The sequence below is a fragment of the Geodermatophilus sp. FMUSA9-8 genome (assembly GCF_037034165.1).
GTDB classification, from domain to species: Bacteria; Actinomycetota; Actinomycetes; order Mycobacteriales; family Geodermatophilaceae; genus Geodermatophilus; species Geodermatophilus nigrescens.
The window spans coordinates 149,718-166,413 of sequence record NZ_JBAGKE010000007.1 but is presented as its reverse complement, the minus strand read 5'-3'; the positions used below and the strand labels follow the sequence as shown (position 1 = coordinate 166,413).

Sequence of the window (16,696 nt, the reverse complement as noted above, 5' to 3'; positions counted from 1 at the left end):
CCGGGCGCACTGACGGCGTTTCTCGCGCGTCGCCGGTCCTGCAGGACCGGTGATGCGCGAGGAACACCGGCGACCCGGTGCCGAGGCGGGGTCAGGCGGTGGCGGCGAGTGCCGGGTCGACGGCGCGGCCGGCCAGGAGGTCGGCGGCGCGCTCGGCGATCATGATCGTCGGCGCGTTCGTGTTGCCGCGCACCAGCGTCGGCATGACCGAGGCGTCGACCACCCGCAGACCGGACAGGCCGTGCACGCGCAGCTGCGGATCCACGACCGCGTCGTCGTCCGTGCCCATCCGGCACGAGGACACCGGGTGGTACAGCGACTCGAGCGTCTCCCGCACCTTCGCCCGCAGCGCCTCGCGCCCCGTCGCGGCCCTGCCCGGCGACCACTCCCCGGCCAGCACCTCCGCCAGCGGCCCGACCGAGGCGATCTCGCGCGCCTTCTCGACGCCCGTCACCAGCGCGTCGAGGTCGCGCTCGTCGGTGAGGTAGCCGGCGTCGATGGCCGGTGCCCACGTCGGGTCGGCCGAGCGCAGCCGCACCGAGCCGCGCGAGTGCACGTGCACCAGGACGGCGGCCGCGGTGAACGCGTCGACGTCGGGGTCGACCTCCGCCTGCCGCCAGAACTTGACCGGCAGGAAGTGGTACTGCAGGTCGGGCTGGTCGAGGTCCGGCCGCGAGCGGGTGAACAGCCCCGCCTCGGCCAGGTTCGACGACAGCGGCCCGCGCCGGGCGCCGAACCACCGCGCGTAGCCCGACGGCGACTCCGCCCGCAGCAGCGACTTCCCGGACCGCACGTCCCAGATCACCGGGACCAGCGGGTGGTCCTGCAGCCCGCCGCCGACGCCGGGCAGGTCGTGGACGACGTCGACGCCGACCTTGCGCAGGTGGGCGGCCGGCCCGATGCCCGAGAGCATGAGCAGCTGCGGCGAGTTCACCGCGCCGCCGCAGAGCACCACCTCGGCCGACGCGTGCGCGGTGTGCACCTGCCCGCCGCGCCGGTACTCGACGCCGGTGGCCCGCCCGCCGGAGACGAGCACCCGGGTGGTGAGCGCACCGGTGAGCACGGTCAGGTTCGGCCGGCCGAGCGCCGGGCGCAGGTACGCGTCGGCGGCCGACCACCGCCGTCCCCGCTTCTGCGTCACCTGGTACTGCCCGACGCCCTCCTGGGCGGCGCCGTTGAAGTCGTCGTTGCGCGGGTGGCCGGCGGCGACCGCCGACTCGACCACCGCCCGCGTCCACGGGTGCGGCGAGCGCAGGTCCTCCACCCGCAGCGGCCCGCCGGCGCCGTGGAAACGGTCGGCGCCGAGCGCGTTGTCCTCCATGCGGCGGAACAGCGGCAGCACCGCGTCGTGGGACCACGACGGGTCGCCGGTCAGCTGCGCCCACTCGTCGTAGTCGGCGGCCGCACCCCTGATGTAGATCATCGCGTTGATCGACGACGACCCGCCCAGCAGCTTGCCGCGCGGCCAGAACAGCTCGCGCCCGCCGAGGCCCGGCTGCGGCCCGGTCGTGTAGTTCCAGTCGCGCCGGGTGCGCCAGACCTTGTACATCGCGGCCGGGATCTGCACCTCGAGGACGTCGTCGGACCCGCCGGCCTCCAGCAGCAGCACCCGCACCGAGGGGTCCTCGGTCAGCCGGGCGGCCAGCGCGCAGCCGGCCGAGCCCGCCCCGACGACGACGACGTCGAACCCGTCGCGCGCGGCAGCGGTCACCGGTGCCGCCCGTGCACCATGCCCATGACCCGCGCGAGCGCGTCGGCCGCGGCCGGCGGGCGGGTGAACGACATCAGGTTCACCGGCAGGGCGTAGCGCTGGCGGGTGATCGCCTTGGCGCGGGTGAACTCCTTGAGCCCGTCCTCGCCGTGGATGCGGCCGAAGCCGCTCTCGCCCACGCCGCCGAAGGGCAGCGCCGGCACCGAGGCGAAGGTGAGCACCGAGTTCACGCTGGTCATGCCGCTGCGCATCCGGCGGGCGAGGTCCATCGCGCGCGCCCGCGACCGGGAGAACACCGCCCCGGCCAGGCCGTACGACGTCGCGTTGGTGCGCTCCAGCGCCTCCTCGGCGTCGCGCACCCGGGTGATCGTCAGCGTCGGGCCGAAGGTCTCCTCGCGCACCGCCGCCGACGACTCCGGCACGTCGAGCAGCACGGTCGGCGCCACGAACCCGCCGTCCAGCGTCCCGCCGTGCACCGCCCGCCCGCCGGAGGACGTCGCGTCGTCGAGGTGCCGGCGGACGACGTCGGCCTGCGACGCCATCGTCATCGGCCCGTACGCGGCCTCGTCGTCGGACCCCGGGCGCAGCCCCTGCACGCGCTCGGTCACCTCGGCGACGAACCGGTCGTAGACGGGGGAGGCCACGTAGACCCGCTCGATGCCGATGCAGGTCTGGCCGGCGTTGCTCATCGCGCCCCAGACGGCGGCGTCGGCGGCGGCGGCCACGTCGGCGTCGTCGTCGACGATCATCGCGTCCTTGCCACCGAGCTCCATGAGCACCGGGGTGAGCGTCTCGGCGCAGGCGGCCATGACCGTGCGGCCGGTGGGCGCCGAGCCGGTGAAGGCCAGCTTGCCGACGCCGGCCCGGCACAGCGCCGCGCCCGTCTCGCCGTACCCGGTGACCACCTGGAGGGCGTCGGCGGCGTCGGGGACGGCGGCCCGCCACGCGGCGGCCAGCCACGCGCCGACGGCGGGGGTGTACTCCGACGGCTTGAAGACGACGGCGTTGCCGGCGGCCAGCGCGTAGGCGATCGAGCCCATCGGCGTGAACACCGGGTAGTTCCAGGGGCCGATCACGCCGACGACGCCGAGCGGCTGGTACTCCAGGTACGCGGCGTGGTTCGCCGCGAGCATGCCGGCGCGCACCCGGCGCGGGCCGAGGGTCTTCCGCGCGTGCGCCCCGGCCCAGGCCAGGTGGTCGATCGCCAGGGTGATCTCGAGGATGGCGTCGGCGTGCGGCTTGCCGTTCTCCCGGTGCACCAGGTCGGCGAGCTCGTGCATGCGCCGGGCGAGGTAGCCGCGGTAGGCGGCCAGCCGCTCGCGCCGGCCGTCGAAGCCGAGCTCCGCCCACCGCTGCGCGGCCGGGCGGGCGCGCTCCACGGTCTCCCGGACGGCGTCGGCGTCGTGGACCGGGAAGACGCCGACGACCGCGCCGGAGGCCGGGTTCGTCGACTCGAAGGTCTCGGTGGTGGCGTGCCGGTCGACCGTGCCGGCGGCGGCGTCGGTGACCGTGTCCAACTGCTCGGCGAGCGACATGTGGCGCAGGTTACCCCGCAAGTTACCGGCGCGTAGCTCCGGTCCGGGACCCATGCTCGTCCCGTGTCCGACCCCTTCGACACCGCCGCGCTGCGCCGCCGCGTGCTCGCCGCGTGGGCCGACTCCCCGGCGCGCTTCCGCGAGGACGCCAACGCCGAGGAGGACCTCGTCCGCGGCGGCTACCGCGACCGGCTGCTGGTCGAACTCGCGCAGAACGCCGCCGACGCCGCCGTCCGCGCCGGCGTCCCGGGCCGGCTGCGGCTGGAGCTCGCGGCCGTCGGCGGCGGGGGAGAGGTGCTGCGCGCCGCCAACACCGGGGCCCCGCTGGACGCCGACGGCGTGGCCGGGCTCGCCAGCCTGCGCGCGTCGGCGAAGCGGGACCAGGACGGCGCGGTCGGTCGCTCCGAGGGCTCCGGCGGGCCACCGATCGAGACGGTCGGCCGGTTCGGGGTCGGCTTCGCCGCGGTGCTCGCCGTCAGTGACGAACCGGCCGTGCACTCCCTGACCGGCGGCGTGCGGTTCAGCGCCGGACGCACCCGGGCCGAGGTGGCCGCCGTCCCCGCGCTCGCCGGCGAGCTGGCGCGCCGCGAGGGCGCCGTGCCGGTGCTGCGGCTGGCCTGGCCGGCCGAGGGCGCGCCGCCGGAGGGCTTCGCCACCGAGGTCGTGCTCCCGCTGCGGGCCGGCGCCCGGGCGGCGGTCCGCGCCGCGCTGCAGGACCTGGAGGCCGAGCTGCTGCTCGCCCTGCCGGGCCTGCGGGAGGTCGAGGTCGTCGTCGACGGCGCCGTGCGCACGCTCGCCTGCACCCGCACCCCACCGCTGGCGCACGTCCGCGACGGCGACCGCACCACCGTCTGGCGGCTGGCCGAGCGCAGCGGCGAGCTGCCCGCGGCGCTGCTCGCCGACCGGCCCGTGGAGGAGCGCACCCGGCGCGGCTTCACCGTCACCTGGGCCGTACCGCTCGACGACGACGGCCGCCCGGTGCCGCCGCCCGGACGCCCGGTCGTGCACGCGCCGACCCCGAGCGACGAGCCGCTGTCGCTGCCGGCCCGGCTCCTCGCCCCGTTCCCGCTCGGCCCCGACCGGCGGCACGTGACGCCCGGCCCGGTCACCGCCGCCCTCGTCGACGCCGCCGCCGCGGCCTACGCCGACCTGGTGACCGCCCTCCCGCCCGACCCGGCCGTGCTGGCGCTCGTGCCGCGCGTCGGGCTGGCCGCCGCCGAGCTCGACGCGGACCTCGGCTCGGCCGTCCTCGACCGGCTGCGCGCGACCGCCTTGCTCCCCGTCGCCGACGCCGACGGCCACACCGACGCCGGCACCCGCCGGCCACCCGGCCGCGCCGCCGTCCTCGACGACGACGCCGGCGACCGCGTCGGCGCCCTCACCGGCGTGGTGCCCGGGCTGCTCCCGCCCGGCTGGGCCCGCCGCGACGCCGCCCCGGCCCTGGCCGCGCTCGGCGTCCGCCGGGTGGGACCGGCCGCCGTCGTCGAGGCGGTCGCCGGCATCGCGCGGCCGCCGTCGTGGTGGGCGCGGCTCTACGCCGCGTTCGAGACCGCCGACCGCGAGGAGCTCGGCGCGCTGCCCGTGCCGCTGGCCGACGGCCGCACCGCGCCCGGCCCGGCCGGCGTGCTGCTCGCCGGCGACGACCTCCCGGTCGGCCGGCTCGGGCCGCTGTCGCTGCGCATCGCGCACCCCGACGCCATTGCCCCGCCCGCCGCGCGCCGGCTGCTCGAGCGGCTCGGCGCCCGCCCCGCCACCGCCGCCGCGGTGCTCGCCGACCCGGCCGTGCGCGCCGCCGTCGAGGAGTCGGTCGACGCCGTCGACGAGGGCTTCGACGACGGCGACCCCGCCGACCTCGCCGACGCGGTGCTGGCGCTGGTCGCCGCGGCCGGCACGGCACCGGGCGAGCTGCCGTGGCTGGCCGAGCTCGCCCTGCCCGACGACGACGGCGCCTGGGCCCCGGCCGGCGAGCTGCTGCTGCCCGGGGCACCGCTGGCCGCGGTGCTCGGCGCCCGGGCGCTCGGCACGCTCGACCCCGACTTCGCCGCCGCGCACGACCCCGCCGCGTTGCGGGCCGCGGGCGTGCTGTCGACCTTCGCGCTGGTGCGCGCCGAGGACCCCGACGACCTCGACGTCGACGGGGCGGGGGAGTGGGCCGACGCCGTCCTCGACCGGCTGCCGCCCGGGACGCCGCCGTCGTGGCCGCCGCTGACCACCGTCCGCGACCTCGACCTGGTGGCCGACTGGGCCGGCGCGCTGCCGCTGCTCGCCGCGCTGCCCGACGAGGCGTGGGCCGACGTGGTGCTCGACGGCGTTCCCCTGCCCTGCCACCTCCGCTGGTGGCTGGCGACGCACCCGGTGCTCGACGGCCAGCGGCCGGGCCGGCTCCGTTCCCCCGCGGGCAAGCAGCTGCAGGGGCTGTACGAACCGGCGCGGGGCGCGCCGGAGGTGCTCGCGCGGCTGCGTCCGCCGGCCACCGTCGACGACGTGCTCGCCGACCCTGACGCCGCCCTCGACCTGCTCGAGCGGCTCGGCGACCCGGCGCGCACGGTCCCGTCGGCGGTGCTGCGCGACGTGCACGCGCGGCTCGCGGCGGCGCTGGACGGCCTCGACGTCGAGCCCCCGGAGCGCGTCCGGGTGGCGCCGGACCGGGTCGCCGACCCCGGGCGGGAGCGGGTCGCCGTCCTCGACGCGCCGTGGTTGCAGCCGCTGGCCGACGGGCCGCTCGTGCCCGCCGGCGGCGCGCCGGGCGCGGTGGCCGACCTCCTGGACCTGCCGCTGCTGAGCGAGCGGGTGCGGGCGGCGGTGGAGAGCGCGCCGGGGAGCCGGCACGCGTGGGCGGACCTGCCCGGCGCGGACCTCGCCGCGGCGCGGCTCGGGGTGCCGGGGCTGGCGGGTGAGGTGGAGGTGCACGCGCCGCTGCTCGCGGGCGGGCGGCCGGTGCCCTGGTGGCCCGGGACCGACGGGGGCCCCGACGCCGTGGACGGCACGCCCGCCGCGCTCGGCCGGGCGCTGGCCTGGCGGCACGGCGCGTGGCCGCTGCGGCAGGCGCTGGCCGAGGCGTTCGCCGAGCCCGGCCGGTCGGCCGACCTCGCCGTGGAGGACGGGGTCGGCTGCTGAAGGACCCCCTGCCCCCCACCGCTCGCGAGCTCGCGGCGGGCCCCTGCAGGGGGCCGGACGAGCGGTGGGGGCAGGGAGGTCCTCCTAGTGCCAGCGCGGGGCGGCCATCGCGCCGGGCGCGTGCCCGTGCGCGGAGGTCCGCCCGCCGACCCGCCGGCCGGCGGGGCCGCCGGCGGAGGGGGCCGGCGCGGTGGCCCGCCAGCACTCGTACAGGGACTGCCACTGACCGGCCGTGAGCGCGGACGCCCGGGTGGTCGGCGGCAGGCCCGCCGTGCGCAGCCAGCGGATGCCGGCCGTGCCGGGGAGCACCGAACGCAGGGCGGCACCCAGCGCGGCCGGCGGCGAGGCGAGTACGGCCGACGCGAGCCGGTCGAACGCCGCCCCGTCGTCGGCGGGCAGCGCGGCGCGGGCGGCGGCGGCCGCGGGGGAGAGGGGACGCAGGGGACGTGACACGGGGGCCTCCGGGTGGAGGTCGGACCGGCCGCGGGCAGCCGGCAGCCAGGCAGGGGCGCGCCCGGGGGACGGGCGGGAGGGGAGCGGGGAGCCGGGGCTCGACCCGCGGGCGTCAGCGAGGACGCGGCAGGACTCGGTCGCGGGAGGACTCAGAGGCGCATGACGACGACCGTAGGACCACCCCGCGGACGCCGTCCACGGGTTTTCCGGACACCCGCCGTCCTCCGGGCGTCCCGTGCCCGGTCGCGTTCAGTCCTGCTGGGGCCGGCGCGCGGCCTTCTCCGCCTGGCGGGCCTGGTGGGCCTCCCAGCGCTGCCGGTCGCGGGCGCGGACGCCGGCGTTGCGGTCCCACTTGTCCTTGCGCCGGCGCGAGCGGTACCGCTCGCGCTCCTCGAAGTCCGGGTGGCTGTCCCAGTCGCTGGCCATTCCCAGCACGACGAGGAGCACGAGCCCGAACACGACCAGGCCGGCGGCCACGATCACGTTGCCGATGGCGACGAACGCGGCGACCGAGACCGCCGCCCAGACCACGCCCGCCAGGGCCAACCGACCGTTCACGGCGACCAGTATCCCCGCCCCGCGGAGGAGGCGGTCGCCGTCGTCCCGCCGCAGGTGAGCGGCCGGTGTCGCGCGGGGGACACACCGGCGGGACCCTTGCGCCCCACCTGACCCGCGCCTACCGTCCGAGGTGCGGTTCAACATCAGCCGTGCTCGTCCTTCCCGGACTCCGCGCTTTGGTACGGCTGACCAGCCGCTGTCCTCCGCACGGGTTCGCCCTCGACCGAGAGGCGCACCGTGACCACTGTCTCCCCTGGGCCCACCAGCGAACTCCTCACCGTCGACGCCATCCCGGTGGACGGCGCCGTGCGCATCGTCTGCGCCGGCGAGGTGGACTGCTCCACCGCCCCGGCCCTGCGCCGGGCGCTCGACGGCGCCTTCGCCGACCGCCCGCGCGGCGTGACCGTGGACCTCGAGGCGGTCACCTTCCTCGACTCCGCCGGCCTGTCCGCCCTCGCCGTCGCCCACCGCACCGCCGACCAGGCCGGCGTCCCGATGCGCGTCCTGGTCGCCACCCGCGCGGTCACCCGGGCGCTGCAGGTCACCGGCCTGTGGGAGCTGCTGGGCTGCGAGACCGTCCACCCGGGCACCGCCGGCGCCGCCTGAACCTGGCTGCGCGGCTCCCTGCGGCGGGGAGCACACTCGGCGTCGGTGCGGGACCGTGCCCGCCGGAGCCGAGGAGGACGCCGTGCGTGACGCGGTCATCTGTGAGCCGCTGCGGACCCCGGTCGGGGGCTTCGGGGGGTCCCTGCGGGACGTGCCCGTGCAGGACCTCGCCACCACCGTCATCGAGGCGCTCATGCAGCGCACCGGTCTGCCGCCGGAGTCGGTCGACGACGTCCTGCTCGGCCACTGCTACCCGACCATGGAGGCGCCGGCGATCGGCCGCGTCGCCGCGCTGAACGCCGGGCTGCCGGTGACCGCCTCGGGGCTGCAGATCGACCGCCGCTGCGGCTCGGGCCTGCAGGCTGTCCTCTACGCCGCCATGTCGGTGCAGACCGGCGCCGCCGACGTCGTCCTCGCGGGCGGGGCGGAGTCGATGAGCAACGCGCCGTTCTACTCGACCGCCATGCGCTGGGGCGTCAAGGCCGGCCCCGGCGTGCTGCTGCAGGACGGCCTGGCCCGCGGTCGCGTCACCGCCGGCGGCGTCAACCACCCGGTGCCCGGCGGCATGCTCGAGACCGCCGAGAACCTGCGCCGCGAGTACTCGATCAGCCGCGAGGAGCAGGACGAGTACTCCGTCCGCAGCCACCAGCGCGCCGCCGCCGCCACGGCCGAGGGCCGCTTCGCCGACGAGGTCGTCCCGGTGACCATCACGGGCCGCAAGGGCGACACCGTCGTCGAGCGCGACGAGCACATCCGTCCCGACTCGAACGTCGAGACCCTCGCGAAGCTCCGCCCGATCATGGGCAAGGACGACCCGGAGGCCACCGTCACCGCCGGCAACGCCAGCGGGCAGAACGACGGCGCCGCCGTCTGCGTGGTCACCTCGCCGGAGAAGGCGGCCGAGTACGGGCTGCGGCCGCTGGCGCGGGTCGTGTCCTGGGCGGTGGCCGGCGTCCCGCCGCGGACCATGGGCATCGGCCCGGTGCCCGCGACGGCGAAGGCGCTCGAGCTGGCCGGCCTGAAGCTCTCCGACATCGACCTCATCGAGCTCAACGAGGCCTTCGCCAGCCAGGTGCTCGCGGTGACCCGCGAGTGGGGCTTCACCGAGTCCGACTCCGAGCGGATGAACGTCAACGGCTCGGGCATCTCCCTCGGCCACCCGGTCGGCGCCACCGGCGGGCGCATCCTCGCCACGCTGACCCGCGAGATGGACCGCCGCGGTGCCCGCTACGGCCTGGAGACGATGTGCATCGGCGGCGGGCAGGGCCTGGCCGCCGTGCTGGAGCGCGTGTAACACCGCATCGGCGTGTGACACCCTCGCCCGGCGTGTCCGGGGGCTGACCGGCATGATCGGCCGGCAGCCCCCGACCCCGAGGAGAGCCTCCCCATGAGCGAGTCCCCCGCCCGCGTCGCGATCGTCACCGGCGCCGCCCGCGGCATCGGCGCGGCCACCGCGCTGCGCCTGGCCGCTGACGGGTTCGCCGTCGCCGTGCTCGACCTCGACGAGGCCTCCACCGCCGACACCGTGCAGGCCGTCGAGGCCGCCGGCGGGCGGGCGCTGGGGGCGGGGGCCGACGTCGGCGACGCCGAGCAGGTGCAGGCCGCCGTCGACCGGATCGCCGCCGAGCTCGGCCCGCCCGTCGTCCTGGTCAACAACGCGGGCGTCACCCGCGACAACATGCTGTTCAAGATGAGCGACGCCGACTGGGACCTGGTCATGCACGTGCACCTGCGCGGCTCGTTCCTCATGGCACGCGCCTGCCAGAAGTACATGGTGGATGCGAAGTGGGGCCGCGTGGTCAACCTGTCGAGCACCTCGGCGCTCGGCAACCGCGGCCAGGCCAACTACGCCACCGCCAAGGCCGGCCTGCAGGGCTTCACCAAGACCCTCGCGATCGAGCTGGGCAAGTTCGGCGTCACCGCCAACGCGATCGCGCCGGGCTTCATCCAGACCGAGATGACCAAGGCGACCGCCGAGCGGATCGGCCGCGACTGGGACGAGTACGTGGCCGAGCGGGCCGCCGCCATCCCGGTGGCCCGCGCCGGGGTGCCCGAGGACATCGCGCACACCGTCTCGTTCTTCGTCAGCGAGGGCGCGGGCTTCGTGTCCGGGCAGGTCGTCTACGTCGCCGGCGGCCCCCGCACCTAGGACGACGGGTCGCGGTCGGGATAGCGGGCGCGGGCCAGGGCGTACACGCCGAACGCGGCGAAGCCGGCCGCGACGACGGCCAGCAGCGCCGGGCCCGCGCCCGTGCGGCCGATCGCCGTCATCGCGCCGTCGAGGCCGGTGGCGGTGGAGACGTCGGCCGTCGTCGCGGCGCGGAACAGCAGCACACCGACGACGCCGAACGCCACGCCCTTGGCCGCGTACCCGACCCGGCCGATCACCTCGATCACCGGCTCGAACCGGTCGGGGGCGGCGGGCAGGTCGACGTCCTTCATGAAGCCGCCGGTGGCCCCGCGCCACAGCGAGTAGAGGCCGAGGGCGACGATGCCGACCGCCGCCGCACCCACGGCCACCGCGCCGCCGGGCACCTCGAGCGTCTCGCCGGTGAGCTCCCGCAGCCGCGCGCCGGCCTCGTACTCCACCCCGACGGCGAACAGCAGCGCGGTGACGCCCAGGACGGCGTAGACGGCGGCCTTCGCCAGGCACTTGGCGCAGACGACGGCGGTGCGGACGCGGTGCGCCGGGTCGAGGAGGCCGCGCCACCAGAGCAGCACCTCGCCGGCCTGCCACAGCGCCAGCGCCAGCAGGCCCAGCCCGATCGCCCAGAGCAGCGCCCCGCCGCCGGGCGTGCCGGCGACCGCGTGCAGCGCGCCGGTCTGGTCGGCGTCGGCCTCCTCCGCCCCGCGGGACACCCGCCAGGTCAGCCAGGCGATGAGCAGGTGCACCATGCCGTAGGCGACCAGCCCGACCCGGGCGAGCGCGCGCAGGACCGGGTGGTCGGTGACATCGCGGGCGGCCGTGACCGCGCGGTGCACCCGGGCGAGGAGCCCGCCCGTCACGTCCGCTCGGGGTAGCGGGCCCGGACGAAGCAGAAGGCGCCGAACGCGGCGATGCCGAACGCGACCAGCGTGAGCAGGACCCGGCCGAACGGCGCGTCGAGGATGGTGCGCATGGCGCCGTCGAGGCCCGAGGCCTTGGCGGGGTCGAAGGTGACCGCGGCCCAGACGAACAGCGCACCGACCACGCCGAGCGCGACGCCCTTGGCCGGGTAGCCGACCTGCCCGAGGCGGGTGACCGTCCGGCGCGCCGACTGCGGCGCCGAGGAGAGGTCGACCTGCTCGAGGAACTTCTTCGTCACGCCCTTGACCACGTGGTAGATCCCGACGCCGACGACGACCAGGCCGACCAGCCCGACCAGCCAGCGCCCGGCGGGCCAGCCGAAGACGCCGGCCGCGGTCTGCTGCTGCTGACCCGAGCTCGACTGCCCGCCGCCGGTCGCGGCGCGGAACGCGGCGACCGCGAGGACGAGGTAGACGATCGCCTTGGCCACCGCCTTGCCCGAGCGGCCGAGCGCCTTCTTCCGCTGGTCGCCCGACGCCGACCAGCCCGACCGCCAGCGGAACACCTCCGCGGCCTGCCACAGCGCCAGCGCGACCAGGCCGATCGCGAGCACCCACAGCAGCGGCTTGCCCACCGGCGAGTCCGCGAGGGTGGCCAGCGCGCCTGACTGGTCGGCGGACTGGCCGCCGCCGCCCCACGCCAGCTGCAGGGACAGCCAGGCGATGAGCAGGTGGACGACGCCGTAGGCGATCAGCCCGACCCGGGCCAGGTTCTCCAGCGCGTCGCTGTTGCCCGCGCGGCCGGCCGCGCCCGTCACCGACCCCGTACCGCTCATCGTCCGACCTCCCGTCGTCGCACCCCCGTGCGCCGCTCAGCGTGGCACGGAGACGATCACCGCGCGGGTCGAGCGCCCGGGCTCAGCCGACGGGGTGCCGAGCGCGCGCCAGGAGGTATCCGGCGAAGGCGGCCAGCCCGGTGGCGACGACGGTCAGCGCGGCCGGCCCGACCGGTGAGGTGGCCACGGTGCGCAGGGCGCCGTCGAGGCCGGTGGCGCTGTCGGCGTCGACGGTGACCGCCGCCCAGCCGACCACCGCACCGACGAGCACCAGCGCGACGCCCTTGAGCACGAACCCGGCCTGGGCGGTGCGGTGGGTGAGCGCGCGCAGGGCGGGGGAGACGGTGGACAGCTCGATCTCGCCCAGGAAGTCCGACCGCCAGCCCTTGCGCACGTGGTAGGCGCCGATGCCGACGACGACCAGCGCGACGGCGACCACGAGCACCTGGCCGCCGGGCCAGCCGAGCACGCCGCGCACCGTCTCCTCCTCCGCACGGCGCCCCGACCGCACGCCCAGCGCGGCGCGGACGGCGGAGACGGCGAGGAACCCGTAGAGCAGTGCCGTCCCGACGGTCTTGCCGAGCTGCCCGAGCGCCTCGCGGCGGCGCGGTCCCGGCGGCGGCACCCCGCGGTGGTGGCGCAGCACCTCCACCGCCTGCCACAGGCACAGCCCGGCCAGCGACGCGGCGAGCACCCACAGCAGGCCGTCGCCGAGCGGGGACTCGGCCAGCACGTCGAGGGCCCCGGCGGAGTCGGCGGAGCGCCCGGCGGTGCGCGCCCGGCCCAGGCCCCACGCCAGCTGCAGCGCGAGCCAGGCGACGAGCAGGTGGATGAGCGCGTACCCGAGCAGGCCGGCGCGGGCGGTGTGCCGCAGTGCAGGGCTGTGCGCGGCACGCCGGACGGCGGGGGCCACCTCCTCGGCCACGCGCCTCCCGTCGTCCCGGACCGCGGCGGGCTGCGCGGCCGGTGCAGCGTCGCACGCCCCCGCCCCGCCCGCCGGGTGCGCCGACACCGCGGCCGGCGGATGCGGGACACTGGCCTCCGTGGCGACCCCGACGGCAGCACGCACGGCAGCAGGTACGGCAGCACGGACCCCGGGACGGACGGCGGCGGCCGCGCCGACCGAGCAGGAGGCCGCCCGCCGCGCCTGGCCGCTGCGGGCCGCCCTCGGCGTCGCGCTGCTCGTCGTGGCCGTCGTGGCCGTCGTCGCGGTGCTGACCGGCGACCTCGGCGCCCGCCTGCTGCTGGGTGCGCTCGGCGTGCTCGCCGCCGCCCGCGGCGCGCAGCTGCTCCGGGCCGGGTCGGCGGTGCCCGGCGGGCTCGCCGTCGCCGGCGGGCTGGCCGCGGTCGCCGTCGCCGCCGTCTCCGCCCCGCTCACCGGCTGGGTGCTGCTGCTCGGGGTGCCGCTGGCGCTCGTCGGCGCGGCCGCCGTCGCGCTGGCCCGCGGGGGCGCGGCCCGGCGGGGCGGGCTGGCGCTGCTGGTGTGGGCGCTGCTGGCCGGCGGCCTGCTGGCCGCCACCGCGCTGGTGCAGGGCACCGGCCGCGCAGCCGACGTCGCCACCGTCGTCGCGGCGCTGGCCACCGGGGTGGCCGGGGTGCCGCTGCTGGTCGCCGCGGCCGGGCTGCGCACGGTGGCGCGGCAGCCGGCGCCCGCGCGCCCGCTCGGCTGCGGCGGTTGCGCCTGCTCGGCCGGGGGCTGCGGCAGCGCCTGAGGCGGAACGCCCCGGTCCCGTTCCGCCGCGGGGGTGGGGTGGGTAGGGGAGGGGCGTGAGTGGACACGTCTTCGTCGTCGGCGCCGACCTCACCCGCCTGACCTGCGATGACGTCCTGGTGCCCACCGGCCGCACGCTGCGGGTGGCCGCGAGCTGGCGGGACCTGCTGCCGGCCGACCTGGTCGCCGAGGAGGACGACGAGGGCGTCTGCGTGGACCTCGCGTGGTCCGGCGACGAGCGGGTGCTGGCCGTGCCGGGGGAGGGCCCGCGCCAGGCGTGGCTGCTCGACACCGTGGACGACTGCGGCCGCGGCCTGGACTGGCTGCTCGACGGCGCCCGGGAGGCGCTGGCCGCCGTCGCCCGCCGGGAGGTGACCGAGCCGGTGCACGGCCGGGCGCGCCGGCTGGTCGGGCTGCCGGCGCTGGGCACCGGCTGGGGCGGGGCGGCCGGGCGGCGCGGGGACCTGCTGCAGCAGCTGCTGCCGGTGCTGCGCGAGGCCGCCGACGAGCACGGCTTCGACGTCGCGCTGGTGCTGCGCGGGCCCAGCGACCTCGCCGCCGCCCAGCGCATCCGCCGCGGCGAGGACACCGGCTGGGACCTGCCGGACACGCTGCACACGCTCGCCGAGCAGCTGGGCGAGCGTGCGCGGCGCGGCCAGCTGGCGCTGTTCATCGGCGCGGGGGTGAGCGCCGCGGCCGGCCTGCCCACCTGGGAGCAGCTGCTCGGCGAGCTCGCCGGCCGCTCCGGCCTCGACGCGGACCTCCGCGCCGGGCTCGCGCAGCTGCCGCCGCAGGACTCCGCGGCGCTGCTGGCCCGCGAGCTCGGCCGCGACCGGCTGCAGGAGTTCGTGCAGGACCGCTTCGGCCCCGGGCCCTACGCGCTGGCGCACGCGCTGATCGCCGACCTCCCGGTGCAGGAGTTCGTGACGACGAACTACGACCCGCTGGTGGAGCTCGCCGCCGCCGACATCGGCCGGGAGCTGTCGGTGCTGCCCTACGACGAGGCCCGGCCCGGCAAGCCGTGGCTGCTCAAGCTGCACGGCGACGCCGCGCACCCGGAGAGCGTCGTCCTCACGCGCGAGGAGTACCTGCAACTCGGCGACTCCCGGGCCGCGCTGGCCGGCGTCCTGCACTCGCTGCTGCTCACCCGGCACGTGCTGTTCGTGGGCACCTCGATGCTCGACGACGACCTCATCCGCATCGCCCACCAGGTGCGCAGCGCCGTCTCCGGGCCCGGCCGCGAGCCCCGGTACCGCACCGGCACCGTGCTCGCGCTCCGGGAGGACGCCGCCCGCAGCCGCCTGTGGGAGCAGGACGTGGAGACGGTCGCGATGTCGCGCGGCGGCACCCCGCCCGCCGAGGCCGCGCGCCGGCTCGAGGTGCTGCTCGACCTCATCGGCTGCCTGTCCACCCCGCCCACCGGCTACCTGCTCGACCCCGCCTACCGCGGCATGCTCGACGCCGACGAGCGCGACCTCGCCGAGGCGCTGCAGCAGGTGGCCGCGCGGCTGCCGGAGGGCGCGGCGACGACGTCGGCGGCCGCCGAGGTGGGCGCGCTGCTGCGCCGGCTCGGTCACGGGCGGTCGGCGGGGCGCCGCGACGGCGCGGACGCCTCCGACGGCCCCGCCGACGCCGCCAGCGAGCCGCGCGACGACCGCCTGCAGTCCCAGCGCCCCGGCTGAGCGGCCGGGCGGTCGGTCCCGGCCGGGCGGTTGGCCTCCGGCCGGTCGGGGAACCCGCCGGGCCATGCGCCTGGAGAACTCGATCGCCCTGCTGACCAAGGGGTACGCCTGGCTGCCGGACCTGCGCCGTGCCCGCGGCGTGCAGGCGGTCGGCACGCGGCTGGGCGGGCTGCCGGCGGTGGGCATCGAGGGCCCCGACGCCGCCCGGTTCCTCTACGACGAGGACCACGTGCGCCGCTCGCACGCCATCCCCGAACCGGTGCAGGGCACGCTGTTCGGCAAGGGCGCGGTGCACACCCTCGACGGCGAGGCGCACCGCGTCCGCAAGGCGATGTTCGTGGCGATGCTCATGGACGGCGCCGGCATCGACGCCCTCGCGGAGCGGACGGCGGCCGCCTGGGACGACGCCGTGCGCCACTGGGCCACCCGGCCGGAGGTGGTGCTCTTCGACGCCTCCGCGGAGGTGATCGCCGGGTCGGTCACCCGCTGGGCCGGCATCCCCGTGACCGACACCGAGGTGCCGGCCCTGACCCGGGACCTGCTCGCGATGGTCGACGGCTTCGCCACCGGCGGGCCCCGGCACTGGCGGGCGCGGCGGGCGCGCGGCCGGCGCGAGCGCTGGCTGGCCGACGTCGTGCAGCGCGTGCGGGCGGGAGAGCTCGCCGCACCGGAGGGGTCGGTGCTGGCCGTGGTGTCGGCGCACCGCGACGCCGACGACTCGCTGCTCGACCCGCGGGTGGCCGCCGTCGAACTGCTCAACGTCATCCGCCCGACGACGGCGGTCGCCTGGTTCATGGCCTTCAGCGGGCACGCGCTGGCCCGCTGGCCCGGGTACCGCGGGAAGCTCGCCTCGGCCGATCCCGGGTTCGCCGAGGCGTGGGCGCACGAGGTGCGCCGGTTCTACCCCTTCGCGCCGTTCATCGGCGGGCGGGCGCCGCAGCGGCTGGAGTTCGGTGGGGAGACGATCCGGGAGAACTCGATGGTGCTGCTCGACCTGTACGGGCAGAACCACGACCCGGCGCTGTGGGAGGATCCCTACGCCTTCCGGCCCGAGCGGTTCCTCGGCCGGGAGATCGGCGAGTTCGAGCTGGTGCCGCAGGGCGGCGGCGACCCGCGCACCAACCACCGCTGCCCGGGCGAGCGGATCACCGTCGCGCTGCTGGCGACCCTCGCCCCGCGGCTGGCGGCGGCGCCGTTCGACATCCCGGACGACCAGGACCTCACCATCGCGCTGCACCGCATCCCGGCCCGCCCGGCCAGCGGCGTCGTCCTCCGGCCGGCGGCCGCGACCTCCTGAGCAGCCCAGCCCTCCTGAGCGGCCCTGCCTCCTGAGCGGCCCTGCCTCCTGGACCGCCTGGTCCTCTCCGGCCGGGTCGTGCTCTGCACGCACCGGTGTGCAGAGCACGACCCGGCCGGGGACACCTGCCTCCGCGGCGCGGTCGTGCTCTGCCCCGTCCCCGTGGGCAGAGCACGACTCCGCT

At 77.7% G+C, this 16,696-nt stretch carries 14 protein-coding genes; 7 read left to right on the top strand and 7 right to left on the bottom strand.

Features of this window, described 5'->3' with window-relative positions; all coding sequences use genetic code 11:
• Positions 1-91: 91 nt before the first annotated feature.
• The gene (locus WA616_RS15845) at positions 92-1,711 is read right to left on the bottom strand and encodes a GMC family oxidoreductase (protein WP_336031295.1); all 1,620 of its coding nucleotides are present in this window, start codon (positions 1,709-1,711) and stop codon (positions 92-94) included.
• Positions 1,708-3,246, bottom strand: coding sequence for an aldehyde dehydrogenase family protein (locus WA616_RS15840; RefSeq protein WP_336031293.1), 1,539 nt, complete (start codon positions 3,244-3,246; stop codon positions 1,708-1,710). Before WA616_RS15840 ends, WA616_RS15845 begins: the two co-directional genes overlap by 4 nt.
• 63 nt (positions 3,247-3,309) lie before the next feature.
• Between WA616_RS15840 and WA616_RS15835 the strand changes: the two genes are divergently transcribed.
• Complete coding sequence (locus WA616_RS15835; RefSeq protein ID WP_336031291.1) at positions 3,310-6,363, top strand: sacsin N-terminal ATP-binding-like domain-containing protein; 3,054 nt, start codon at positions 3,310-3,312, stop codon at positions 6,361-6,363.
• Positions 6,364-6,447: 84 nt separating this feature from the next.
• Here WA616_RS15835 and WA616_RS15830 read toward each other — a convergent pair whose 3' ends face one another.
• Together WA616_RS15830 and WA616_RS15825 are read right to left on the bottom strand one after the other, a co-directional pair.
• Positions 6,448-6,816, bottom strand: coding sequence for a hypothetical protein (locus WA616_RS15830; RefSeq protein WP_336031289.1), 369 nt, complete (start codon positions 6,814-6,816; stop codon positions 6,448-6,450).
• Between the two features lie 249 nt (positions 6,817-7,065).
• The gene (locus tag WA616_RS15825; RefSeq protein WP_336031287.1) at positions 7,066-7,374 is read right to left on the bottom strand and encodes a hypothetical protein; all 309 of its coding nucleotides are present in this window, start codon (positions 7,372-7,374) and stop codon (positions 7,066-7,068) included.
• A gap of 237 nt (positions 7,375-7,611) precedes the next feature.
• Between WA616_RS15825 and WA616_RS15820 the strand changes: the two genes are divergently transcribed.
• From WA616_RS15820 to WA616_RS15810, 3 genes are all read left to right on the top strand, one after another.
• Positions 7,612-7,980, top strand: coding sequence for an STAS domain-containing protein (locus tag WA616_RS15820; RefSeq protein ID WP_336031286.1), 369 nt, complete (start codon positions 7,612-7,614; stop codon positions 7,978-7,980).
• A gap of 82 nt (positions 7,981-8,062) precedes the next feature.
• Complete coding sequence (locus tag WA616_RS15815; protein ID WP_336031285.1) at positions 8,063-9,274, top strand: acetyl-CoA C-acetyltransferase; 1,212 nt, start codon at positions 8,063-8,065, stop codon at positions 9,272-9,274.
• A 93-nt stretch (positions 9,275-9,367) separates the two neighbouring features.
• Positions 9,368-10,129: an SDR family oxidoreductase gene (locus tag WA616_RS15810; RefSeq protein ID WP_336031283.1), complete on the top strand. Its 762-nt coding sequence runs from the start codon at positions 9,368-9,370 to the stop codon at positions 10,127-10,129.
• Here the strand turns inward: WA616_RS15810 and WA616_RS15805 are convergent.
• The 3 genes from WA616_RS15805 to WA616_RS15795 form a co-directional block, all read right to left on the bottom strand.
• A complete protein-coding gene (locus tag WA616_RS15805; protein WP_336031280.1) occupies positions 10,126-10,986 on the bottom strand; it encodes a DUF1206 domain-containing protein in 861 nt (286 codons plus the stop codon). The genes WA616_RS15810 and WA616_RS15805 overlap by 4 nt on opposite strands.
• Positions 10,983-11,822 carry a DUF1206 domain-containing protein gene (locus WA616_RS15800; RefSeq protein ID WP_336031278.1) on the bottom strand — a complete coding sequence of 280 codons (840 nt, stop codon included), beginning with the start codon at positions 11,820-11,822 and terminating at the stop codon, positions 10,983-10,985. Before WA616_RS15800 ends, WA616_RS15805 begins: the two co-directional genes overlap by 4 nt.
• Positions 11,823-11,904: 82 nt before the next feature.
• On the bottom strand, positions 11,905-12,747 hold the full coding sequence (locus WA616_RS15795; RefSeq protein ID WP_336031277.1) for a DUF1206 domain-containing protein: 843 nt from the start codon (positions 12,745-12,747) through the stop codon (positions 11,905-11,907).
• A gap of 118 nt (positions 12,748-12,865) precedes the next feature.
• Here WA616_RS15795 and WA616_RS15790 point away from each other — a divergent pair, with 118 nt between their 5' ends.
• From WA616_RS15790 to WA616_RS15780, 3 genes are all read left to right on the top strand, one after another.
• The gene (locus WA616_RS15790; protein WP_336031276.1) at positions 12,866-13,534 is read left to right on the top strand and encodes a hypothetical protein; all 669 of its coding nucleotides are present in this window, start codon (positions 12,866-12,868) and stop codon (positions 13,532-13,534) included.
• Between the two features lie 55 nt (positions 13,535-13,589).
• Complete coding sequence (locus WA616_RS15785) at positions 13,590-15,215, top strand: SIR2 family NAD-dependent protein deacylase (protein WP_336031275.1); 1,626 nt, start codon at positions 13,590-13,592, stop codon at positions 15,213-15,215.
• A gap of 64 nt (positions 15,216-15,279) precedes the next feature.
• Positions 15,280-16,512 (top strand): cytochrome P450, encoded by a 1,233-nt coding sequence (locus tag WA616_RS15780; RefSeq protein WP_336031273.1) that lies wholly within the window; start codon positions 15,280-15,282, stop codon positions 16,510-16,512.
• The last annotated feature ends 184 nt before the right edge of the window (positions 16,513-16,696 follow it).

Bases quoted from the DNA above. Each gene is read 5' to 3' on its own strand.
- WA616_RS15840 (WP_336031293.1), bottom strand. From the start codon at position 3,246: ATGTCGCTCGCCGAGCAGTTGGACACGGTCACCGACGCCGCCGCCGGC.
- WA616_RS15810 (WP_336031283.1), top strand. From the start codon at position 9,368: ATGAGCGAGTCCCCCGCCCGCGTCGCGATCGTCACCGGCGCCGCCCGC.
- WA616_RS15800 (WP_336031278.1), bottom strand. From the start codon at position 11,822: ATGAGCGGTACGGGGTCGGTGACGGGCGCGGCCGGCCGCGCGGGCAAC.
- WA616_RS15780 (WP_336031273.1), top strand. From the start codon at position 15,280: ATGCGCCTGGAGAACTCGATCGCCCTGCTGACCAAGGGGTACGCCTGG.